Genomic DNA, 23,113 nt, shown 5'->3' on the forward strand with positions numbered 1-23,113 from the left:
CGCTGTGAGCGTCATGAACCTGGTGTCCTACGACGACGCGCTCGCCTCCTATGACCCGGTGATGGGTCTGGAGGTCCACGTCGAGCTGGGCACCAAGACGAAGATGTTCTGCGGCTGCTCCACCGAGCTCGGTGCCGAGCCGAACTCGCAGACCTGCCCGACCTGCCTGGGTCTGCCCGGCTCGCTGCCCGTGGTGAACGCGGTCGGCGTGGAGTCCGCGGTGCGCATCGGCCTCGCGCTGAACTGCGAGATCGCCGAGTGGTGCCGGTTCGCGCGGAAGAACTACTTCTACCCGGACATGCCGAAGAACTTCCAGACCTCGCAGTACGACGAGCCGATCGCCTTCAACGGCTACCTCGACGTGCGCCTGGAGGACGGCGAGACCTTCCGGGTCGAGATCGAGCGCGCGCACATGGAGGAGGACACCGGCAAGTCCAGCCACGTCGGCGGTGCCACCGGCCGGATCCACGGCGCCACGCACTCGCTGCTGGACTACAACCGGGCCGGCATCCCGCTGATCGAGATCGTCACCAAGCCGATCGAGGGCGCGGGCGAGCGCGCCCCCGAGGTGGCCAAGGCGTACGTCGCCGAGCTGCGCGAGCTGATCAAGGCGCTGGGCGTCTCCGAGGCGCGGATGGACAAGGGCCAGATGCGCTGCGACGTCAACCTGTCGCTGCGCCCCAACGGCACCAAGACCTTCGGCACCCGCTCGGAGACCAAGAACGTCAACTCGCTGCGCAGCGTGGAGCGGGCGGCCCGGTTCGAGATCCAGCGGCACGCCACCGTGCTGACCGACGGCGGCACCATCGTCCAGGAGACCCGGCACTTCCACGAGGAGGACGGCTCCACCACCGCCGGCCGGATCAAGGACAACGCCGAGGACTACCGCTACTTCCCCGAGCCGGACCTGGTCCCGATCGCCCCGGCCCGCGAGTGGGTCGAGCAGCTGCGGGCCGAGCTGCCCGAGCTGCCCCGGGTGCGCCGGGCCCGGCTGCAGGCCGAGTGGGGCCTGTCCGACCTGGACATGCAGTCGGTGCTCAACGCCGGTGCGGTGGAGCTCATCGAGCAGACCATCGCGGCCGGTGCGCCGGCCGACCAGGCCCGCAAGTGGTGGCTGGGCGAGCTGGCCCGCCGCTCCAACGAGACCGGCACCGAGCTGTCCGAGCAGCCGATCACCCCGGTCCAGGTGGCCCGGGTCTGCGCGCTGGTCGCCGAGGGCAAGCTGAACGACAAGCTGGCCCGCCAGGTGATCGAGGGCGTGCTGGCCGGCGAGGGCGGGCCGGACGAGGTGGTGGCCGCCCGCGGGCTGGCCGTGGTCTCGGACGACTCCGCGCTCGGCGCCGCCGTCGACCAGGTGATCGCCGACAACCCGGACGTCGCCGAGAAGATCCGCGGCGGCAAGGTGCAGGCGGTGGGCGCGCTGGTCGGCGCGGTCATGAAGGCCACCCGCGGCCAGGCCGACGCGGCCAAGGTGAAGGACCTGATCCTGGAGCGGCTTGCCGCGTAAGGACATCGGGCGCCGTCTGGAGCGGCTCGGCGCCGCCTGAGTAGCGCTCTAAGGACCTCGCGAAGCCCGTGGCCACCCCTCCTTAGGGGTGGCCACGGGCTTTTGCCTCTCCTTCTAAGGCGCCCACCCCTCCCAAGATCGGGCATGCTGCCGATGTGCCGCACCCCCCTGGGCGAGGAGTCTCTAGGTATCGGACGACGGACCGGCCGCAGGGGACCGGGAAGCGTCCCGCAGGGATTCCGAGGGGAACGCACCATGACCGAGATCGAGTACCAGCTCTACAGCCAGCGCGGTGCCGAGCTGCGCGCCGAGGCCGCCCACCGGCGCCTGGTGGCACAGGCCCGTCAGGCCGACCGGGCGCGCCAGGGCGGCACGGGCCGCCTCGGCCGCCTCGCCGCGGGCCTGCGCCGCGGCCCGCGCCAGGCCCACCAGGCGCCCGCCGCCCGGACGACGGCCGCCCGCCGCCCGGTGGTGAGCACGGCCGGCTCGCCCGGGATCGGCGAATGCTGATCGGACCACCGGTCTGCGACGCTCCGTCGAGAGCGCTGCGACCGCAGGGGCATGCGACGCGGGGGAGGGATGCCGAGGGCGCCCTCCCCCGCGTCGCGTCCGCGCGCACGCCTGCCGACGGATCGCCAGGTCCGCTCCCCGGGATAACCGTTCGGCCCCCGTCGGACCGCTGTGGCATGCTCTGCGCCGTGGAGCAGATCTCGGTCAGTCCTGTGTTCGTCGGCCGTGGCAGCGAGATCGCCTCGCTCACCAGGGCACTGCGCCGTGCCGCGGCCGGGCAGCCGCAGGCGCTGCTGGTCGGCGGCGAGGCGGGGGTGGGCAAGACCCGGCTGCTGGAGGAGTTCCTCTGCCGGGCCGAGCGCGAGGAGCGGCCGGCCGCCGTCACCATGCTCGGCAACTGCCTGGAGGTCGGTGCCACCGGGCTGCCGTACGCCCCGCTGGTCACCGCCCTGCGCCGGCTGCACCGCCGGCTGGGCCCCGAGCTGGAGCAGGCCGCCGCCGGCATGGAGGGCCATCTCGCCCGGCTGCTGCCCGAGTTCGGCGAGGCCGACGCCGAACCCAACGACGAGTACGGCCGGGCCCGGCTGTTCGAGCACGTCGGCCGCCTCTTCGAGCGGCTGAGCGCCGAGCGCACCCTGGTGCTGGCGATCGAGGACCTGCACTGGTCCGACCGCTCCACCCGTGAGCTGCTCAGCTATCTGATCAGCACCCTGCACCGGTCCCGGGTGCTGATCCTGGCCACCTACCGCACCGACGACCTGCACCGCCGCCACCCGCTGCGCCCGTTCCTGGCCGAGCTGGAACGCCAGCGCACCGTGCACCGCCTGGAGCTGGAGCGGTTCGGCCAGCACGAGGTGGCCGCCCAGCTGGCGGGCATCCTGGGCGTCGAGGCGCCGGACGGCCGGCTGGTCGCGCGGATCCACCGCCGCTCGGAGGGCAACCCGTTCTTCGTCGAGGAGCTGGCCTGCTCGCACCAGGAGGGCTGCTCGGTGGGGCTGAGCGACTCGCTGCGCGACATCCTGCTGGTGCGGGTGGAGGCACTGCCCGAGCAGACCCAGCGGGTGCTGCGGATCGCCGCCGAGGGCGGCTCGCGGGTCGAGCACCAGCTGCTCGAAGCGGTCCTGGCGAGCGGGCGCGAGGCCGATGCGGACGACCTGCTGGACGCGCTGCGCACCGCGGTCGGCGCCAACATCCTGCAGCCGGACAAGGACGGCGAGGGCTACCGGTTCCGGCACGCGCTGGTCCGCGAGGCGGTCTCGGACGACCTGCTGCCCGGCGAGCGGACCAGGATCAACCGCCGTTTCGCCGAGGCCCTGGCGGCCGATCCCGGCCTGGTCGGCGGCGACCAGCAGCCGGCCCGGCTGGCCAACTACTGGTACCACGCGCACGATCCGGCCCGCGCGCTGCCGTCCGCGCTGGAGGCCGCCCGGGCCGCCCGGCGCCGCAACGCCTTCGCCGAGCAGCTCAGCCTGCTGGAGCGGGCCATCGAGGTGTGGGACGAGGTGGACGAGGAGAGCCTGCGGACCACCCTGCGCCCGTACGACTGGGCCGAGAGCTACCCGCCGTGCTGTTGCGAGCCGGCCGCCCACCGGACCGAGTGCGACCGGCTGCGCCTGGTCGACGTGCTGGCCGAGGCGGTGGTCGCGGCCCGTCGGTCCGGCGACCGGGACCGCGGCCTGAGCCTGGCCAAGCGGGCCCTCAAACTGGTGGACGAGGCCGAGAACCCGCTGCGCGCGGCCTGGTTCCGGATGAACCGGGCCCGGATGCTGGCCCACCTCAACCGTCTCGGCGGCGACCAGGAGCTGGCGCACGCCCGGCGGCTGGTCGAGAGCACGCCGCCCTCGGCCGTCAAGGCCGACGTCTACGCGATGGTGGCCGGCCAGTCGCTGCTCCGCGAGGTCACCGAGGCCGACCGGGCGATCGCCGAGCAGGCGGTGGCGATCGCCCGCCAGGTCGGTGCGACCAGCGTCGAGCTCTTCGCCCGGATGACCCTCGGCTCGATCCACACCGACCTCGGCGACCCCGAGCGCGGCATCACGACGCTGCGCGAGGCCATCGACGAGGCCCGCCGGCTCAGCGTGCCCGACCTGCTGACCCGGGGGCTGAACAACCTGGCCAGCATGCTCGGCCAGCTGGGCCGGGCCGAGGAGGCCGTCGCGCTGGCCAGGGAGGGGCTGGCGGTGGCCGGTGACCTCGGCCTGCTGCGCAACACCGGGGCGATCCTGGCCGGCAACCTGGCGGAGTGCCTGCTGATGGCCGGGGACCCGGCGCAGGCGGCCGCCGTGCTGGCCGACTGGGAGGGCGACGGGCGCCCCGAGGCCCACGACCCCTATCTGTTCCGGCTGCGCGGCGAACTCGCGCTGCACCGCGGGGAGTGGGCCAGGGCCGAGGAGTTCCTCGCCCTGGCCCGGGTCGGTGACCGGCACCAGCCGCAGCACACGGTGCCGAGCGCGCTGCTGGAGCTCGAACTCGCCGCCCGCGCCGGGCACCCGCTGAAGGCCAGGAGCGCCCTGACCACGCTGCTGGACGCCCTCCCGCCGGTCCGCACCGCCGTGCTGCTGCCGCTGCTGGCCCGGGCCGCCGGGGTGGAGGCCGACACCCGCGGGCTGCCGGCCGCCGAGCCCGACCGCCCCGAGGTGCTGCGCCGGATCGCCGCCGAACTGGCCGTGGCGCGCCCGCTCGCCCCGCTGCACCGGGGCTGGCTGGCGCTGGCCGAGGCCGAGCTGGCCAGGGCCACGGGGAGCGACACCCCGGCGCACTGGGCGGCTGCCGTCGAGCCGCTGCGCGCCACCGGGCTGCCCTATCCGCTGGTGCTGGCGCTGCTGGGGGCGGCCGGTGCGGCGGCAGCGCTGGGCGAGCGTGAGCGGGCGGGCGAACTGCTGCGCGAGGCGGGCCCGTTGGCCGAGCTGCGCGGTGACCTGGAGCTGGCCAGGCAGATCGCCCGACTGGCCGAGCGCGCCGGCGTGGCCCGGGTCCTGCGCGCCGCCGGGCCGGCCGACGAGGGCCGGCCCGCGGGCGGGCCGACGGCGGGCGGCGAGCCGGCGGTGGGGGCCGCGGCCTTGCACCTGACGCCCCGGGAGACGGACGTGCTGCGCCTGCTCGCCGAGGGCCGGACCAACCGCCAGATCGCCGAGGAGCTCTTCATCTCGCCGAAGACGGCCAGCGTGCACGTCTCCAACATCCTGGCCAAGCTGGAGGTCTCGGGGCGCGGCGAGGCGGCGGCGCTGGCCCACCGGCTGCGGCTGTTCCCCGAGCCCGTCCTGGTACCGGTATCCGGCGGCGCGTAGTCCGGCGCACGGACGCACGCGCCCCGGCGCGCGTGCTCCCGGGCGTGCGCTACGGCCAACCGGGCCGATCTGGTGGAAGCGGGTGCATATCCCTACTCTCGGACCATTACTCTAAGTTGAGTGCGCGTGTCATTGAGTGACCGAAGTGGTGCAGGGTCCCGGCTGGGAACCCCGGGCGGTACCGGGCTCGGCCGACCCGGTGCGCCGCCGGTGCCCCGGACCGGAGGGGGAGGTGCCCGGTGAGCCCGGCCGACGTCGTGCCCCAGACGCTGCCCGCCCGCCCCCGGGAGGCAACGCAGCCGCAAACCACCGCGGCGCCCGCCCCCGGTGCGGTGCCCACCGGCGCCTCGGCCCTCGGCCCGCCGCCGGGGCGCCGACCGCTGCTGCCGATCGGCCGGCTGCCCGGGGTGCTGCTGGCGCTGCTCGGCCTCGGTTACGCGGTCGGTGCCGCCACCGGCTGGGGGTCGCCGGCAGTGGCGAAGTTCATGGGTGACTTCGGCCTGGCGGGCGCGGCCATGGTGGCCGCCCTGTCCTGCCTGGCGCACGGCTGCACGGTGCCCGGGCCGACCCGGCCGGCCTGGCTGCTCTTCGGCCTCTCCTCCGCCTCCGTGGCGCTCGGCAACGGCACCTGGGGCTGGTACGAGGTGGTGCTGCGCACCGACCTGCCGCCGGACTCGCTGGCCGACTACGCCTTCCTGCCGTTCGCCCCGCTGGCCATCACCGGCCTGCTGGTGCTGGCCCAGCGCCCGCGCGGCGCGGCCGGCTGGCTCTGCCTGCTGCTGGACGGCTGGATGGTGGCCGGCTCGCTCTTCACGCTCAGCTGGAGCCTGGCGCTGGGCCGCACCGCCGAGGGCGAGGTCGGCGACCCGCTGCGGCTGGCGCTGGGCCTGGCCTACCCGGTGCTGGACATCCTGATGGTCTCGCTCGTGGTCGGCCTGCGCTTCCGCGGCCGGGACGGCAACCGGGCCGCCGTGCACACCGTGATGCTGGCCCTGGCGGTCACCGTGGTCTGCGACGGCCTCTTCACCTCGCGCACCCTGCACGACACCTACCACTCCGGCAACCTGCTGGACGCGGGCTGGGTCGCGGGCAGCCTGCTGCTCGCCTCGGCGCCCTGGTCGACCCGGTGGGGGCGCGGGCGCCCGAGCCGTGAGCACCCCTCGGCCGGCGGCCTGCCGCGCCGCCGGGTGGCCTCGACCTTCAGCGCGCTGACTCCGTACGCCGCCGCCGCGGTCTGCACGGCCGGCATCCTCGACAACGCCCTCGGAGGTCATCCGATGGACCGGGTGGTGATCGTGGTCGCCTGCACGGTCGGCCTGGCCCTGATCGTCCGTCAGGGCATCATGCTGCTCGACAACCTGTCGCTGGCCCAGGAGCTGGCCCAGAAGGAGGCGCACTTCCGCTCGCTGGTCCAGGGGTCCAGCGATGTGATCATGATCACCGGCGCCAACGGTGTGCTCTCCTACGTCTCGCCGGCCGCCCTCGGGGTCTACAGCCGCGATCCGGAGGAGCTGGTCGGCGGCCGGCTGCTGGACCTGGTGCATCCCGAGGACGCGGACCGGGTGGTCGGCGAGGTGCACCGGTTCCTGGCCCGCAGCCAGCGCCTGGCCCGCCAGCTCACCCCCACCGCGCACCGGCCCACCCCGCGCGCGATGGAGCTCAGCGCCCGGGTGGAGTGCCGGATCCGGGCCGGCGGCGGGGAGTGGCTGCACGTGGAGTCCACCGTCAACCGCTACCGCGACGGGCTGATCCTGAACAGCCGCGACGTCACCGAACGCGTCAGGCTGCAGGCGCAGTTGCAGCACAACGCGTTCCACGACCCGCTCACCGACCTGCCCAACCGGGCGCTGTTCGCCGAGCGGCTGCGCGCCTCGCTCGGCGGGCGCTCCCTCCAACCGCCTGGGGCCGAGTCCCCGCGCGAGCACCCCTACCAGGAGCCCGGCACGGTGGCGGTGCTCTTCCTGGACCTGGACGGCTTCAAGGCGGTCAACGACACCGTCGGGCACCAGGTCGGCGACCAGCTGCTGGTGCAGGCGGCCCGCCGGCTGCAGGCCACCGTGCGCACCGGTGACACGGTGGCCAGATTCGGCGGCGACGAGTTCGCGGTGCTGGTCTGCGGCCCGCTGGGCCGGCTGCGGGTGCAGGAGCTGGCCGAGCGGCTGCGCCTGGCGCTCTCCGAGCCGTACTGGATCGGCGGCACCGAACTGGGGGTGGCCGCCAGCATCGGGATCGCCTTCGGCCCGCGCGGCCTGGACGAGTACGGCCAGCCGGTGGGCGAGGTGGCCGTACTGGCCGACGAGCTGATGCGCGACGCCGACCTCGCGATGTACCGGGCCAAGTCCGAGGGCAAGGGCCGGGTGGTGCTCTACAGCCCCGCGATGCGGGCCGACGTGGAGCACCGCCGGGAGCTGGACGACCGGCTGCGCCTGGCGGTGCGCGAGGGCGGCTTCGCGCTGTACCACCAGCCCGTGGTGGACCTGCGCACCGGCGCCGTGGCCGGGGTGGAGGCGCTGGCCCGCTGGCGCTCGGCCCAGGGCCTGCTGCTCACCCCGGCCGAGTTCCTGCGCGCCGCCGAGGCCGGTGACGCGGCCGGCCGGTTCACCCGCTGGCTGCTCCAGCAGTCGATCGCCGAGGCCGCGCTGCGCTCGGCGGTGGGCCCCGGCGGCGCGGGGCGCGGGCCGGCCGGCGCGGTGCCGGTCACCGTGCGGCTGACCGCCGAGCGGCTGTGCGCGCCCGGGGTGCACGAGACCATCGCCGCGGCGCTGCGCGAGTGCGGCCTGCCGCCCGGGCGGCTGGTGATCGAGCTGGCCCGGATGGGATCGGACGCCATGGCCGACGAGCTGGGCCGCAAACTGGCCGCGCTGCGCCGGCTCGGGGTGGGCACCGCGCTGGCCGGCTTCGGGGCCGGCAGCGGCTCGCTGAGCGCGCTGGCCCGGCTGTCGTTCGACGCGCTGAAGCTGGACCGCGCGCTGGTCCAGGAGCTGGCCGACAACCCGCGCAGCCGGGCGCTGGCGGGCCACGCGCTGCGGCTGGGCCGCGAACTGGGCCTGGCCACCTGCGCGGAGGGGGTGGACAAGGAGCGCCAGGTGACGGTGCTGCAGGAGCTGGGCTGCCGGTACGGGCAGGGCCTGGCCTTCGCCCAGCCGCTGGACGAGTTCCGGCTGCGCCGGGCGCTGGCCCGCCGGCTCTACCCGCTGCCCCGGCCGCTGGGCGCGGTCTCGGCCCGGCTCGCCTACCTGTCCGCCGCCGACACCCGTTCGGGTGGACGTCCGGAGCCCGGCGCAGGCCGCCCCGCGCAGCCGCACCCGGCGCACGAGTCCGCGGAGTGCCAGGCCGCCTGCGGCACCGTGCCGGGGTCCACGGCCGGTCCGCATAACGAGACGTCGATCCCACCTGCTTGACATCGGCCCGCGCCGAGGAGCAAGGTCGGTGCCATGACCACCCGAATTCTCGTACTTGGCGGGCGCGTCGGCTGAGCCCCGGACCTCGTCCGGACTCGTACCTGGCCGACGCGCCACCCCTCGCTTGCCCTTGGCACGAGGGGTTTTTTGTTGCACTCGCACTGTTTGAACACCGATGTACCGCCGGTTCGTCCCTCCGGATATCGGACGGAACGGACCAGCACCCGGCTACCGGACCCTCGCCGGCGGAGCAGCACAGCGCCCCGGGGGAGCCCGCCGGGCCGGCCGAAACCGAGAAGAGACAGGCAGATGACTGAGCACACGGCATCCCCCCGCCGCGGGGACCAGCAGGGCGGCCCGTCCCAGGAGGCTCCCGCGGTGGTCGAGACCATGACCGGCGCGCAGTCGCTCATCCGCTCGCTCGAGGCGGTCGGCGCGGAGACCGTCTTCGGCATCCCGGGCGGTGCGATCCTGCCGGCGTACGACCCGCTGATGGACTCGGTCAAGGTCCGGCACATCCTGGTCCGCCACGAGCAGGGCGCGGGCCACGCGGCCACCGGATACGCGCAGGCCACCGGCAAGGTGGGCGTCTGCATGGCGACCTCGGGTCCGGGCGCCACCAACCTGGTCACCCCGATCGCCGACGCCTACATGGACTCGGTGCCGATGGTCGCGATCACCGGCCAGGTCGCCTCCAAGGCGATCGGCACCGACGCCTTCCAGGAGGCGGACATCTGCGGCATCACGATGCCGATCACCAAGCACAACTTCCTGGTCACCGACCCGGCCGAGATCCCGCGGGTGATCGCCGAGGCCTTCCACATCGCCGCCACCGGACGTCCGGGCCCGGTGCTGGTGGACATCGCCAAGGACGCGCTGCAGGCCACCACCACCTTCCGCTGGCCGGTGGAGCTGTCGCTGCCGGGCTACCGCCCCGTCACCAAGCCGCACGCCAAGCAGATCCGCGAGGCCGCCAAGCTGCTGGTCGCCGCCCGCAAGCCGGTGCTCTACGTGGGCGGCGGCGTGCTCAAGGCGAACGCGACCACCGAGCTGCGGATCCTGGCCGAGCTGACCGGCGCCCCGGTGGTCACCACGCTGATGGCGCTGGGCGCCTTCCCCGACAGCCACCCGCAGCACCTGGGCATGCCCGGCATGCACGGCAGCGTCCCGGCGGTCACCGCCCTGCAGAAGTCCGACCTGCTCTTCACCCTCGGCGCCCGGTTCGACGACCGGGTCACCGGCAAGCTGGACAGCTTCGCGCCGTACGCCAAGGTGGTGCACGCCGACATCGACCCGGCCGAGATCGGCAAGAACCGCCCGGCCGACGTGCCGATCGTGGGCGACGCGCGCGAGGTGCTGGCCGACCTGATCGTCGCCGTCCAGGCCGAGCACGAGGCCGGCCGCACGGGCGACTACAGCGACTGGTGGGTCAAGCTCAACGAGTGGAAGAAGACCTACCCGCTGGGCTACGAGTCGGCCCCCGCCGGCGAGTTGTCGCCGCAGCAGGTGATCGAGCGGATCGGGCAGCTGGTCGGCTCGGACGCGATCTACGCGGCCGGCGTCGGGCAGCACCAGATGTGGGCCTCGCAGTTCATCAACTACGAGAAGCCGGCCAGCTGGCTCAACTCCGGCGGCGCGGGCACCATGGGCTACGCGGTCCCGGCCGCGATGGGCGCCAAGGCGGGCCGCCCGGAGGCCGCGGTCTGGGCGATCGACGGCGACGGCTGCTTCCAGATGACCAATCAGGAGCTGGTCACCTGCGCGCTGAACAACATCCCGATCAAGGTCGCGGTCATCAACAACGGTTCGCTGGGCATGGTCCGCCAGTGGCAGACCCTCTTCTACAACCAGCGCTACTCCAACACCGTGCTGCACGCCGGCCCCGAGCACGACGGCGTCGCCCCGCCGCCGCAGGGCACCCGGATCCCGGACTTCGTGCTGCTCTCCGAGGCGATGGGCTGCGTGGGTCTGCGCTGCGAGCGCCCCGAGGACCTGGACGCGGTGATCAAGCAGGCGATGGAGATCAACGACCGCCCGGTGGTGATCGACTTCATCGTCCACCAGGACGCCATGGTCTGGCCGATGGTGGCCGCCGGCACCAGCAACGACGAGATCCTCTTCGCCCGGGGCGTGCGCCCCGACTTCGGCGACGACCTCGACTGAACCTCGAACTAGGAATCAGAGACCATGTCCAAGCACACCCTCTCCGTCCTGGTCGAGAACAAGCCCGGCGCGCTGGCCCGCGTCGCCGCCCTGTTCTCCCGTCGGGGCTTCAACATCGACTCCCTCGCCGTCGGCCCGACCGAGCACCCGGACATCTCCCGGATGACCATCGTGGTCAACGTCGAGGATCTGCCCCTTGAGCAGGTCACCAAGCAGCTCAACAAGCTGGTCAACGTGATAAAGATCGTCGAGCTCGACCAGTCCGCTGCGATCCAGCGGGAACTGGTCCTGGTCAAGGTCCGGGCCGACAACGAGACCCGGTCCCAGGTCGTCGAGATCGTGCAGCTCTTCCGCGCCAAGACCGTGGACGTGTCGCCGGACGCCGTCACCATCGAGGCCACCGGCAGCTCGGACAAGCTGGAGGCGATGCTGCGAATGCTGGAACCGTACGGCATCAAGGAGCTCGTGCAGTCGGGCCTGGTGGCGATCGGGCGCGGTGCCCGGTCGATCACCGACCGCTCGCTGCGCGCGCTCGACCGCAGCGCCTGACCGAACCGCGTCTCCCCGCTGTCTCAGCAGCTGAGCGCGACCCCCTGAACCCCTGTCACCTGCGCGTACGGTAGCCAGAGCACCGACGTGACCAACCAAGGAGAAGTCCCACCGTGGCCGAGCTGTTCTACGAAGACGACGCCGACCTGTCCATCATCCAGGGCCGCAAGGTCGCGGTCATCGGCTACGGCAGCCAGGGCCACGCCCACGCGCTGTCGCTGCGCGACTCGGGTGTCGACGTCCGCGTGGGCCTGCTGGAGGGCTCCAAGTCCCGGGCCGCCGCCGAGGAGGAGGGCCTGCGCGTGGTCACCCCGTCCGAGGCCGCCGCCGAGGCCGACGTCATCATGATCCTGGTGCCGGACCCGATCCAGGCCGACGTCTACAAGGAGGCCGTCGAGCCGAACCTGAAGGCGGGCGACGCCCTCTTCTTCGGCCACGGCCTGAACATCCGCTTCGGCTTCATCAAGCCCCCGGCCGACGTCGACGTCTGCATGGTGGCCCCCAAGGGCCCGGGTCACCTGGTCCGCCGCCAGTACGTCGAGGGCCGCGGCGTGCCGTGCATCGTGGCCGTCGAGCAGGACGCCACCGGCGGCGCCTTCGCGCTGGCGCTCTCCTACGCCAAGGGCATCGGCGGCACCAAGGCCGGCGTCATCAAGACCACCTTCACCGAGGAGACCGAGACCGACCTGTTCGGCGAGCAGGCGGTCCTCTGCGGCGGCACCGCCGCCCTGGTCAAGGCCGGTTTCGAGACCCTGGTCGAGGCCGGCTACCAGCCGGAGATCGCCTACTTCGAGTGCCTGCACGAGCTGAAGCTGATCGTCGACCTGATGTACGAGGGCGGCCTGGAGAAGATGCGCTGGTCGGTCTCCGAGACGGCCGAGTGGGGCGACTACGTCACCGGCCCGCGGATCATCACCGCCGACACCAAGGCCGAGATGAAGAAGGTCCTGGCCGAGATCCAGGACGGCACCTTCGCCAACACCTGGATCGCCGAGTACAAGGCCGGTCTGCCGAAGTACAACGAGTACAAGACCGCGGACTCCGAGCACCTGCTGGAGACCACCGGCAAGGAGCTGCGCAAGCTGATGAGCTGGGTCAAGGAGGCCTGACCAGCCGGTCGGTGAGTGGTGGGGGCGGGCCCGATCGGAAGCCGACGGGCCCGTCCCCACCGTTGCTCCGGCGCCCGGCGTGGGCCCGCTGCGCCGCTGTACACGGCGTCGGTCCCGTGCGGGTGATTTCGCCGCACGGGCACAGGCAAAGCCCTTGCCCGCCGATAGACTTCCGAGTGCGCGTCAGGCCCACAGCGTCGTGCGTCTACCTACGCGGCATGCCACCATCCCCACGCCCGCCGGAGCGCTGCGCCGGCCACGCCACCCACGTGACCGTGGAGCGGGGGAGTACCGGACAGTAAGGACCAACTGTCGTGAGCACTGTGACATCCAAGGCCGTGACCTCTCAGAGCGCCGTCGTACTGATCGCCGAAGAGCTGTCGCCCGCCACCGTCGACGCCCTGGGGCCGGACTTCGAGATCCGCCACTGCGACGGAGCCGACCGCACCGAACTGCTGACCGCCATCGCGGACGTGGACGCCATCCTGATCCGCTCGGCCACCCGGATCGACGCCGAGGCGCTGGCCGTGGCGAAGAAGCTGAAGGTGGTCGCCCGGGCCGGTGTCGGCCTGGACAACGTCGACGTCGCCGCCGCCACCAAGGCCGGCGTGATGGTCGTCAACGCGCCGACCTCCAACATCGTCACCGCCGCCGAACTCGCCTGCGGGCTGCTGATCTCGGTGGCCCGCAACATCGCGCCCGCCAACTCCGCGCTCAAGGCCGGTGAGTGGAAGCGCAACAAGTACACCGGCGTCGAGCTGTCCGAGAAGACCCTCGGCGTGGTGGGCCTGGGCCGGATCGGCGTGCTGGTCGCCCAGCGGATGTCCGCCTTCGGCATGAAGATCGTCGCCTACGACCCCTACATCCAGGCCGCCCGCGCGGCCCAGATGGGCGTCAAGCTGCTCTCGCTGGACGAGCTGCTGGAGGTCTCCGACTTCATCACCGTCCACCTGCCCAAGACCCCCGAGACGATCGGCCTGATCGGCGACGACGCGCTGCACAAGGTCAAGCCGAGCGTGCGGATCGTCAATGCCGCCCGCGGCGGCATCGTCGACGAGGCCGCGCTCGCCGCCGCCCTCAAGGAGGGCCGGGTGGCCGGCGCCGGCCTCGACGTCTACGCCAAGGAGCCGTGCACCGACTCCCCGCTCTTCACCTTCGACAACGTGGTGGCCACCCCGCACCTGGGCGCCTCCACCGACGAGGCGCAGGAGAAGGCCGGCATCGCCGTCGCCAAGTCGGTGCGCCTGGCGCTGGCCGGCGAGCTGGTCCCGGACGCGGTCAACGTCCAGGGCGGCGTGATCGCCGAGGACGTGCGCCCCGGCCTGCCGCTGGCCGAGAAGCTCGGCCGGATCTTCACCGCGCTGGCCGGCGAGGTGGCGGTGCGGCTCGACGTCGAGGTGCGCGGCGAGATCACCCAGCACGACGTCAAGGTGCTCGAACTCTCCGCGCTCAAGGGCGTCTTCGAGGACGTCGTGGCCGAGACGGTGTCCTACGTCAACGCCCCGCTGTTCGCCCAGGAGCGCGGCGTCGAGGTACGCCTGACCACCAGCAGCGAGAGCGTCGAGCACCGCAACGTGATCACCGTGCGCGGCACCCTGGCCGACGGCGCCGAGATCGCCATCTCCGGCACGCTGTCCGGCCCCAAGCAGCAGCAGAAGATCGTCGGCGTGGACGCCTTCGAGGTGGACGTGGCGCTCACCGACCACATGGCCTTCTTCAAGTACGAGGACCGCCCCGGCGTGGTCGGCACCCTGGGCCGGATCCTCGGCGACGCGGGCATCAACATCGCCGGCATGCAGGTGGCCCGGGACGGCGAGACCAAGGACGCGCTGGCCTCGATCACCGTCGACTCCCAGATCCCGCAGGAGGTGCTGGCCGAGATCGCCAGCGAGGTGGGCGCCAAGTTCGCCCGCGGGGTCGACCTGGGCTGATCCGGCCGGCCGACGCGCCGTCAGTTCGCCGACCCCGGACCGCCGAGCGGTCCGGGGTCGGCGTGCGTTTTCGGCCAGGTCAGGCCCGGTTGGGCCCGCCCGGGTGAGAGTCGTCTCAGATAGTAGGAAATCCAACTAGTCGTGCAGACAGCGGCCTGGGCTCGGCGTACCGTGAAATGACCATCCGGTTCCCCCGCCAGGGCCCCACCAAGCCGCCCGGCGCGCGCGGGCCGGGTGCGCCGTACGCAGCGCGGCGGGCGATCCCCGCCAGGCGTATACCCCCCTCCTCCCGCTTCCGGCGCCGCACGGCGTCTTCTGGACCAAGGAGCCTGGTATGCCCTCCACCGCAGAGCAGGTCAGCCACCGTCACACCGCCGCCCCCCTCGGCATCGCCGCCCGGAACGCCGCTGTCCTGGGCGCCCCGGGACAGCCGCGCCGCCGCCGGCGCCGTCTCGACCCGCACGCCCCGGCCGGCTTCGGCCAGAGTGCCGGGCAGGCCGCCGCCGCGCTGCAGCGGGCGCTCGACCGCCGCGACAACGGCGGCGCCACCGGGCACTGACCACGCGGACCCGGCCGTTGCCGGGACCGCGCGTTGGGCCATTCGCCTGACGTGGCGTCAGTATCCGGGACGGGGTCGCGGGCAGCCCGAGATCCTGAGGTGGTGCGTATCCGACCACTTCGCCCCGGGCCACCCCGCTCCCGATCCTCCGCTCCCCGTCACCTGCACCGGCACGGACCTCAGCACCAGCACGGACCCCAGCACCGGCACGGCCCCCGGCACCGCGCGGCGCGCCGCCGGCTCCCCGGGGTGCTGCTCGCGCTGGCCCTGCTGGCCGGACCGCTGGTGCTCGCCGCCGTGCCCCCCACCGGCCTGGCGGTCGAGCAGAGCGGGGCCGCGGGCGGCGCCCGGAGCTCGGTGCTGCTCGAACTGGACACCGAGTCCGCCGCCCCCGCCTGGCGCCGGGCGGCCGAGGGCGCCCGGCGCGAGCAGCGCTCGGCGGCCCAGGCCGGCCAGGCGGCAGCCGAGGCGGGCCGGGCGGCCCGGCAGCGCGCCGAGGCGGCCCTCACCCGTCTGGAGCAGCGGCTCGGGTCGGGCGTCCGGGTGCTCTACCGCACCCACACCCTCTTCACGGGCCTGGCCGTCAACGCCCCCACGGCCCGGCTCGCGGCGCTGCGCTCGCTGCCCGGCGTGCGTGCGGCGCACCCGATCGCGCCCAAACAGCGCTCCAACGCGCACTCCGTCCCGCTCACCGGCGCACCGGCGCTCTGGGGCGGGGTGCCCGGGAACACCGGGCAGGGGGTGCGGATCGGCATCATCGACAGCGGGATCGACTACACCCACGCCGATTTCGGCGGCCCCGGGACGGAGGCCGCCTACCGCGCGGTCGATCCCGCCAGGCCCGCACCCGCCGGGCTCTTCCCCAATGCCAAGGTGACCGGCGGGCAGGACCTGGTCGGTGACGACTACGACCCCGACCCGAGCGGCGCCGGCTACCAGCCGGTGCCGCACCCCGACCCCAATCCGCTGGACTGCGCCCGCAACGGCCACGGCACCCACGTGGCCGGCACCGCGGCCGGCTACGGCGTCGACGCCCAGGGGCAGACCTACCGCGGCCCGTACCGCCCGGGCCTGGACCCGGCCGCCTTCCGGATCGGCCCCGGCGCCGCACCGGGCGCCACCCTCTACGCGATCAAGGTCTTCGGCTGCCAGGGCTCCACCGACCAGCTCGCGCACGCCCTGGACCTGGCCGCCGACCCGGACCAGAAGGGCGACCTCGCCGACCATCTGGACGTGGTCAACCTCTCGCTCGGCAGCGGCTTCGGCGACCCCGGCGACGCCGACGCGCTGGCCGCCGACAAGCTCGCCGAGGCCGGCACCGTGGTGGTCGCCTCGGCCGGCAACGACGGCGACGTCTACGGCATCGGCGGCAGCCCGGGAGTGGCCACCCGGGCCATCGCGGTGGCCGCCTCGGTCGACGGCCACGGCGACGCCGACGGCGTGCGGGTGCTCGCCCCGGCGGCGCTGGCCGGGGTGCTGCCCGCCCACTGGAGCGCCCGCTACACCGGCTGGAGCACCGCCGAGGTGACCGCCGAGGTGGTGCGGCCCACCGCCGACCCGGACGGCTGCACCGCCTTCGGCCCGGTGGACGCGGCCCGGCTGCGCGGCCGGATCGCCCTGCTCGACTGGGCCCGGACCGACGCCGACCGGGCCTGCGGCTCCACCCCGCGCGCCGACCACGCCGCCGACGCGGGCGCCGTCGGCGTGCTGCTGGCCGGGACGGGCGCCGCCGACCCGGCCGCGGGCGGCCGGCTGGACGAGATCGGCGGAGACGAGCGGATCCCCGCCGCGCTGCTCGGCGCCGAGGACGGCGACCGGCTGCGCCAGGCCGCGGATCCGCCGGCCGGCCGGGGTGGGCTCACCGTGCGGCTCGCCACCGCGGGCAACCCGCTGCACGGTGCGGTCGGCCAGGACTGGCCCGACCGGGTCGACACGCTCACCGGCTTCAGCTCCCGCGGCATCGGCGAACCGGGCGTGGTCAAGCCCGACCTGGCGGCGCCCGGCGAGACCATCTGGTCCGCCAAGGCCGGCACCGGCAGCTGGGGCACCCGTGAGGACGGCACCTCGATGGCCGCCCCGCACATCACCGGGACCGCCGCGCTGGTCCGCGCCGCCCACCCCGACTGGAGCGTCACCGAGGTCAAGGCCGCGCTGATGAACACCGCCACCGACCTGCGGGCGGGCAACGGCCGCAGCGGCCCGCTGCTCGGCCCCGAGCGGGCCGGGGCCGGGCGGGTGCGCGTCGACCTGGCCGTGGCCACCCCGGCCGTCGCCTACGCGGCCGACGACGCCGGCCAGGTCGGCCTCTCCTTCGGCCCGGTCCCGGTGACCGGGCCGCTCACCGTCACCCGCGACGTCGCGGTGCGCAACCTGTCCGGCGCGCCGATGAGTTATCGCACCGGGTACCAGGCGGACGCCGAACTGCCCGGCGCCCGCTTCGACCTGACGCCGGACCAGCTGACGGTCGCGCCGGGGGAGAGCGCCCTGGTCCACGTCACCCTGAGCGTTCCCGGCCCGCTCGACCGGGTGCCCGATCCCACCCTGACCCGCACCCAGTCCGGGCGGGCCCGCACTTTCCGCGGCGAGCTCTCCGGGCGCCTGCTGCTCACCCCGGCCGCGGGCGGTGCGCCCGAGCTCCGGGTGCCGCTCTTCGCCGCCCCGCGCGCCGCCTCCGAGCTGACCGCGACGTCCGTCGGCGCCACCACGCCGGCGGTGCGGCCCGGGCCCCAGCCGGGGCAGCCGGGACAGGCGGCGCAGGCGGGTCCCGCCGGGCCGGTGGTGACCAGGCTCGCCGTCACCGGCACCCCCGCGCTCACCAGCGCCGGGCCGGCCTCGCTGATCAGCGCCTTCGAGCTCGGCGGCGAGGGCGCGCGGTGGCCGGACTGCGCGCCTGCCGAACCCGCCCCCACTCCCGCGCCCAGTGGCCGGGCGGCGGCGCCCGGCAGCATCGAGCGCCCCGAGCACAGCCAGGACGGCGCCCCGTGCGCCGCCCAGGGTCCCGACCGCTCGGCCGACCTGCGAGCGGTGGGCGCGGCCGGCGACGCGCCCACCGTGCCGGCCGCCGACGCCAGGCTCTACCTGGCGGCCACCAGCTGGGCCCCGGCCGTCACTCCGGTGGCCGCCACGGCGGTGCGCGCCGCGCTCGACACCGACGGCGACGGCGTGCCGGACGCGTTCGTGGTCGCCGACCGGCTGCCGGGCAGCGACGTCCTGGTGGCCCGGCTGCTGGACGCCCGCAGCGGAGCGCAGCTCGACGTCCAGCCGCTCAACGCCCGATGGGGTGATACCGACACCGATCTGCTGGACAGCGACACCGTCGTCCTGCCGATCCGGATGTCCGCGCTGCCCAGGTTCTCGCCCGCGGGCGGCCGGATCCGCTACGCCATCTGGACCGGTTCGGTGGGTGGCACACCCGACCCGGCGCACGCGCTCTCCGCCGTCGGGCTCACCGACGGCCGCCCGCGACTGGAGTTCGATCCGCTCCACCCGGCCCTGGACATCCGCTCCGGCCTGGGCGGATCGAGCGCCATCGCCTCGCCCGAGGCCCCTGGCACCGTGCTGGAGGTGCGCCGCTCGACCCCCGCCCCGGCCCGCCTGCTCCTGGTGCACCACCTCAACACCGACGGACATCGGGCCCAGCTGCTCGACCTGCCGGCGGGTTGAGCCCAGCGGGCCCCGGTGGCGCCGCCGCCCGCTCGCGGCGGCGCCACCAGGACCCCACCGTCACCAGCAGCCACCCGCCCACCGCCGCGGCCGAGACCCACAGCCCCGGCGCCAGCCCCGGCTGCTCGAAGGTGCAGCCGATCCGGCTCGCGCCCGGGCCCAGCGGGACGGCGAGCAGTCCCTGCACCGACCCCGCGGGTGCCGACGGTCCGCCGTCCACCCCGCACCGCCACCCCGGCACCGCGGGCACCGCGAGCACCGCGCTGCCGGTGCTGCCCGGCGGCAGCTCGGCGCTGACGGTGTGCCCGCCGGCCCGCACCGACCGGGCCCCGCCCGCGCGCAGCCCCTGCACCGCCTGCGCCAGCGCCGCCGGATCCAGGCAGCCGAACGGGCTGGCCGGTACCTGGGTGGCCAGCTCGACGTGCACCGTCACCCGGACCACGCCGTCCGCCGGCACCGGACCGAGCGGCAGGATCGGCAGCGCCGTCGCGTTCTGCTCCCCGCGCACCGTCAGCACACCGCCCGGCCAGCTCAACCGGCCGTTCAGATAAGGCGCGTAGAGGTAGGCCAGGCGTCCGGGCGCGCAGCCGGCAGTGAGTTCGGTACCGGCTTCGCCCGCCGGCGTGGTGGGCAGCGACCAGCCGCTGCGGCCGTGGTCGGTCGGGGCCGGCCCGGCGCCCGGCACCAGCACCGGGACCTGGTAGACCGCCGCGCCGAGCAGCGCCTGCTGGCGCGCCCAGACCGCCGCGCCGAGCAGCGCCTGCTGGCGCGCCCAGACCGGGGCGCCGCTCGGCGGGGTCGGCGCCCCGGGCGGGCGCACGGTGACCAGCGGCGCCGCGGGTGACCGGCGCACCGTCGGGCCGGGCTGGAGCGAGCTGCCCACCGCGAGCAGCGCCTGCCCGACCGGATCGGCGGCGCTGAGCGTCTGGCGCCCCTGCAGCAGCCAGCCGGCGCCCAGCGAGTGCAGCGCCTGCGCGGTGGCCAGCGGCAGGTAGTCGCTGCGGTAGCCGCCGCCCTGGCCGCCCAGCAGCATCGGATCGTTGCCGGTGAGTGCCGTCGGCCCGGGGTCGGCGCGGGCGGCCGGCCAGTCCTCGGCCGACCGGAGCAACCGCCGTGCCGCCGCGGCCTGTTCGGCCGCCGGCTCGGGTGCCGGCAGCACGGCCTGGACCGGCACGGGCAGTGCGGCGGTGGTCGCCGCCGTCGGATCGTCCGGCTCGCGGTCACGCGGCCCCAGCGCCGCGTAGGCCGCCGCGCCCGACCCCAGGAGGACGGCGCAACCCAGCACCGTCGCCGCGGCGCGCCGCCGGCCGGCCCCGGTGGAGGCCAGCGCCCACAGCGCCCCCACCAGCACCGGGACCCCGGCCCCCAGCAGCACCCAGGTGAGCGGGGTCGACCCGCGGGCCCCGGCCAGTGCGGCCGGCCCGGCGAGCAGCGCCGCCCCGCAGCCGAGCGCGAGCGGGCCGGGCCGGTGCGCCAGGCCGACCCAGGCCGCCATGGTCAGCAGCCCGGCCAGCACGAAGGTCGACCGGTACGGATCGCCCTGCGGCGCGGTCGCCACGTGCCACAGCAACTGGCTCGGCCGCCAGACGAACGCGATCGCGACCAGCGCCAGCGCCAGCGGCCAAACCAGACGCTCGCGCACCGGCACCGCGCGGTTGAACGGCAGCGCGGCCACCAGCAGCAGGACCGGCACACCGGTGAAGACCTCGGGCAGCCCGCTCCCGGCGGGAGTGCCGGGCAGCAGCCGGGCCAGGTAGTCGGTGAGCCCCGGCGTGCCAGGGTGCGGCACGGCGGCGGGCACCGCGGTCCGCCCGGCCTCGAAGGTCACCCAGAGCACCGGCGCCGCCGCCGCGACCCCGGTCGCCGTCATCGCCAGCGCCCGCCCCAGCGAGCGCAGCCGCTCACCCGCCGGGCGCCGGTCCACCAGCAGGCGCAGCACCAGGACCAGGGCGGCCCCGAGGGTGGCCGCCGCTGCGGTGTAGAAATTGCCGACCCAGGCCAGCGCGACCGCCACCGCGCCCAGCGGCCACCCGGTGCGCCGCAGGCAGCGGTCGAAGGCCAGGCCGACCAGCGGCAGCGAGACCAGTCCCCAGAGCCAGGCGGGCCGCCCGACCCCCTCCACCAGTACCCAGGCACAGAGCCCGTACCCGGTGGCGAGCAGCGCCCGCAGCCACCCCGGGCCCGGGGCCAGCCGCCCCAGGAAGACGGTCATCAGCGCGGTGCCCAGGCCGATGCTCAGCAGGGTGCCGAGGAAGACGGCCAGAGCCACCTGTTCGCGCGGGACGAGCAGGACCAGCAGCGAGAACGGGTTCAGCAGATCGGTCACCAGGTCGGGCAGGAACGGCACCCCGTAACCACTGTTCCAGTTGACCAGCAGGTCCCCGCCACCGCGCCCGTGCAGCAGGTCCCACAGGTGCGCGTGCAGCGGGACCACCTGCTCGGCCAGCACCGTCCCCGCCCGCGGCCCCGCCCCGAACGGATACCCCCGCCGCGCCGCCAGCGCCACCACGTACACCCCCACCGCGAGCACGGCGGAACCCGGCGCGGCGCGGCGGCCACTTTCGGGTGATTCCCCCTCAGGACCCGCCGGGTAGCCTGAAGTGGACCGCCAGAATCTCCGCATGGGAGCAATGATGAGCGCCGAACCGTTCCCGGCCTGGCTGCGCCCGCCCGTCGGTGGCTGGACGGCGGAAGATCTGGACCGGCTCCCCGAGCTGCCTCCGCACACGGAGCTGATCGACGGGAGCCTGATCTTCGCGAGCCCGCAGACGACATTCCACAACTGGGCCATGTGGCTTCTGGAGTACGGGCTTCGGACGTCGGTGCCGACCGAATGGGAGGTCTGGCGGGAGATGTCGGTCGTGCTCGGCAAGCGGAACCGTCCGGAGCCGGACCTCCTGGCGGCCAGGCGAGGGGCCTACGGAGGCCCCAAGCAGACCGCCTTCCAGCCCGAGGACGTCCTGCTGGCGATCGAGGTGGTGTCGGAGGAGTCCGTCGAGCGCGATCGGGACGTCAAGCCGCGCAAGTACGCCGAAGCAGGCATCCGCTACTTCTGGCGGGTCGAGAGCGACGAGGGCCGCCCGGTCGCCTACACCTACGAGATCGACCCCGCCGCCGGCGCCTACATCGGTACGGGTGTGCACCGGGAGGTGCTCAAGCTGGATCACCCGTTCCCGGTGGAGATCGAGCTGACCCGCCGCTGACCGTCCGCATTCTGGACGCCGGATGTCACTCTCCAAGACAGGGGAGTACCGTTCCCAGCATGTCTCGCAGCCTTCGTCTCGCAGTGATCCCCGGTGACGGTATCGGCCAGGAAGTCGTGGCCGAGGGCCTCAAGGTGCTTGCCGCCGCCCTCCCCGGCGACGTCAAGCTGGAGACCACCGAGTACGACCTCGGCGCCCGCCGCTACCACGCCTCCGGTGAGACCCTCCCGGACGCGGTGCTGGCGGAGCTGAAGACGCACGACGCGATCCTGCTCGGTGCGATCGGCGACCCCTCCGTCCCCTCCGGGGTGCTGGAGCGCGGGCTGCTGCTCAAGCTGCGGTTCGCCTTCGACCACCACATCAACCTCCGCCCGGGCAAGCTCTTCCCCGGCGTCGCCTCGCCGCTGGCCGGCACCCCGGCGATCGACTTCGTGGTCGTCCGCGAGGGCACCGAGGGCCCCTACGTCGGCAACGGCGGCTCGCTGCGCACCGGCACCGAGCAGGAGGTGGCCACCGAGGTCAGCCTCAACACCGCCTTCGGCATCGAGCGCGTGGTCCGCGACGCCTACCGCCGGGCCGCCGCCCGTCCGCGCAAGAAGCTGACCCTGGTCCACAAGAACAACGTGCTGGTGCACGCCGGCCACCTGTGGACCCGGATCTTCCAGCAGGTCGGCCAGGAGTTCCCCGAGGTCACCACCGACTACCTGCACGTGGACGCGGCGACCATCTTCTTCGTCACCCAGCCCGAGCGGTTCGACGTGATCGTCACCGACAACCTGTTCGGCGACATCCTGACCGACCTGGCCGCCGCCGTCACCGGTGGCATCGGCCTGGCCGCGAGCGGCAACATCAACCCCTCCGGGGCCTTCCCCTCGATGTTCGAGCCGGTGCACGGCTCCGCCCCGGACATCGCGGGCCAGGGCAAGGCCGACCCGACGGCCACCGTGCTGTCGGTGGCCATGCTCCTCGACCACCTCGGTTTCACCGCCGAGGCGGCCAAGGTCGAGGCGGCCGTCGCCGCCGACCTGGCCGGGCGCGGCAGCGCCGTGCGGACCACCACCGAGGTCGGCGACGCGCTCGCCGGCCGAGTATCCGGCTGACGGGCCGGCTGAGAGGCGGAGCGAGGCGCCCCGGGGGCGCTACAAATCCACAGCTGTTCGGCACGGCCCCTTAGATGCGAGTATCAACAGTGGGCCGTGCCTTCGGCGTACCCGGGTTCCCCCGACCCGCC

General features: G+C 74.4%; 13 protein-coding genes. 12 read left to right on the top strand and 1 reads right to left on the bottom strand.

Annotation, left to right across the window (positions count from 1 at the left end):
* Positions 1-4: 4 nt before the first annotated feature.
* The 10 genes from gatB (at position 5) to OG294_RS26465 (ending at position 18,679) form a co-directional block, all read left to right on the top strand.
* Entirely contained in the window at positions 5-1,507 is a 1,503-nt protein-coding gene (gatB, locus tag OG294_RS26420; protein ID WP_327069038.1) for an Asp-tRNA(Asn)/Glu-tRNA(Gln) amidotransferase subunit GatB, read from the top strand.
* A gap of 255 nt (positions 1,508-1,762) precedes the next feature.
* On the top strand, positions 1,763-2,017 hold the full coding sequence (locus OG294_RS26425; RefSeq protein ID WP_327069039.1) for a hypothetical protein: 255 nt from the start codon (positions 1,763-1,765) through the stop codon (positions 2,015-2,017).
* A gap of 176 nt (positions 2,018-2,193) precedes the next feature.
* Entirely contained in the window at positions 2,194-5,304 is a 3,111-nt protein-coding gene (locus OG294_RS26430) for a helix-turn-helix transcriptional regulator (RefSeq protein ID WP_442789221.1), read from the top strand.
* A 239-nt stretch (positions 5,305-5,543) separates the two neighbouring features.
* A complete protein-coding gene (locus OG294_RS26435; RefSeq protein ID WP_327069041.1) occupies positions 5,544-8,705 on the top strand; it encodes a putative bifunctional diguanylate cyclase/phosphodiesterase in 3,162 nt (1,053 codons plus the stop codon).
* 309 nt (positions 8,706-9,014) lie between these two features.
* A complete protein-coding gene (locus tag OG294_RS26440) occupies positions 9,015-10,868 on the top strand; it encodes an acetolactate synthase large subunit (RefSeq protein ID WP_327069042.1) in 1,854 nt (617 codons plus the stop codon).
* Positions 10,869-10,892: 24 nt separating this feature from the next.
* Positions 10,893-11,417, top strand: coding sequence for an acetolactate synthase small subunit (gene ilvN, locus OG294_RS26445; protein ID WP_184935429.1), 525 nt, complete (start codon positions 10,893-10,895; stop codon positions 11,415-11,417).
* 113 nt (positions 11,418-11,530) lie between these two features.
* Positions 11,531-12,526, top strand: coding sequence for a ketol-acid reductoisomerase (gene ilvC / locus OG294_RS26450; RefSeq protein ID WP_327069043.1), 996 nt, complete (start codon positions 11,531-11,533; stop codon positions 12,524-12,526).
* Positions 12,527-12,864: 338 nt separating this feature from the next.
* A complete protein-coding gene (gene serA / locus OG294_RS26455; RefSeq protein ID WP_327071679.1) occupies positions 12,865-14,457 on the top strand; it encodes a phosphoglycerate dehydrogenase in 1,593 nt (530 codons plus the stop codon).
* Between the two features lie 334 nt (positions 14,458-14,791).
* A complete protein-coding gene (locus tag OG294_RS26460; protein WP_327069044.1) occupies positions 14,792-15,016 on the top strand; it encodes a hypothetical protein in 225 nt (74 codons plus the stop codon).
* A gap of 249 nt (positions 15,017-15,265) precedes the next feature.
* Entirely contained in the window at positions 15,266-18,679 is a 3,414-nt protein-coding gene (locus OG294_RS26465; RefSeq protein WP_327069045.1) for a S8 family peptidase, read from the top strand.
* Here the strand turns inward: OG294_RS26465 and OG294_RS26470 are convergent.
* Positions 18,630-21,209: a YfhO family protein gene (locus tag OG294_RS26470; RefSeq protein WP_327069046.1), complete on the bottom strand. Its 2,580-nt coding sequence runs from the start codon at positions 21,207-21,209 to the stop codon at positions 18,630-18,632. The two genes, OG294_RS26465 and OG294_RS26470, sit on opposite strands and share 50 nt — an antisense overlap.
* A gap of 91 nt (positions 21,210-21,300) precedes the next feature.
* On the opposite strand from OG294_RS26470, the gene OG294_RS26475 reads away from it, so the two are divergent.
* Together OG294_RS26475 and OG294_RS26480 are read left to right on the top strand one after the other, a co-directional pair.
* Positions 21,301-21,882, top strand: coding sequence for a Uma2 family endonuclease (locus OG294_RS26475; RefSeq protein WP_327069047.1), 582 nt, complete (start codon positions 21,301-21,303; stop codon positions 21,880-21,882).
* Positions 21,883-21,941: 59 nt separating this feature from the next.
* Positions 21,942-22,982, top strand: a complete 1,041-nt coding sequence (locus tag OG294_RS26480) for a 3-isopropylmalate dehydrogenase (RefSeq protein ID WP_327069048.1) — start codon at positions 21,942-21,944, stop codon at positions 22,980-22,982.
* The last annotated feature ends 131 nt before the right edge of the window (positions 22,983-23,113 follow it).

The organism is Kitasatospora sp. NBC_01302, assembly GCF_035976515.1.
Taxonomy (GTDB): domain Bacteria; phylum Actinomycetota; class Actinomycetes; order Streptomycetales; family Streptomycetaceae; genus Kitasatospora.

Excerpts from the sequence above, each read along its gene's own strand:
- OG294_RS26425 (WP_327069039.1), top strand. The coding sequence starts at position 1,763 with ATGACCGAGATCGAGTACCAGCTCTACAGCCAGCGCGGTGCCGAGCTG.
- OG294_RS26430 (WP_442789221.1), top strand. The coding sequence starts at position 2,194 with ATGCTCTGCGCCGTGGAGCAGATCTCGGTCAGTCCTGTGTTCGTCGGC.
- OG294_RS26440 (WP_327069042.1), top strand. The coding sequence starts at position 9,015 with ATGACTGAGCACACGGCATCCCCCCGCCGCGGGGACCAGCAGGGCGGC.
- ilvN (WP_184935429.1), top strand. The coding sequence starts at position 10,893 with ATGTCCAAGCACACCCTCTCCGTCCTGGTCGAGAACAAGCCCGGCGCG.
- OG294_RS26460 (WP_327069044.1), top strand. The coding sequence starts at position 14,792 with ATGCCCTCCACCGCAGAGCAGGTCAGCCACCGTCACACCGCCGCCCCC.
- OG294_RS26475 (WP_327069047.1), top strand. The coding sequence starts at position 21,301 with ATGGGAGCAATGATGAGCGCCGAACCGTTCCCGGCCTGGCTGCGCCCG.
- OG294_RS26480 (WP_327069048.1), top strand. The coding sequence starts at position 21,942 with ATGTCTCGCAGCCTTCGTCTCGCAGTGATCCCCGGTGACGGTATCGGC.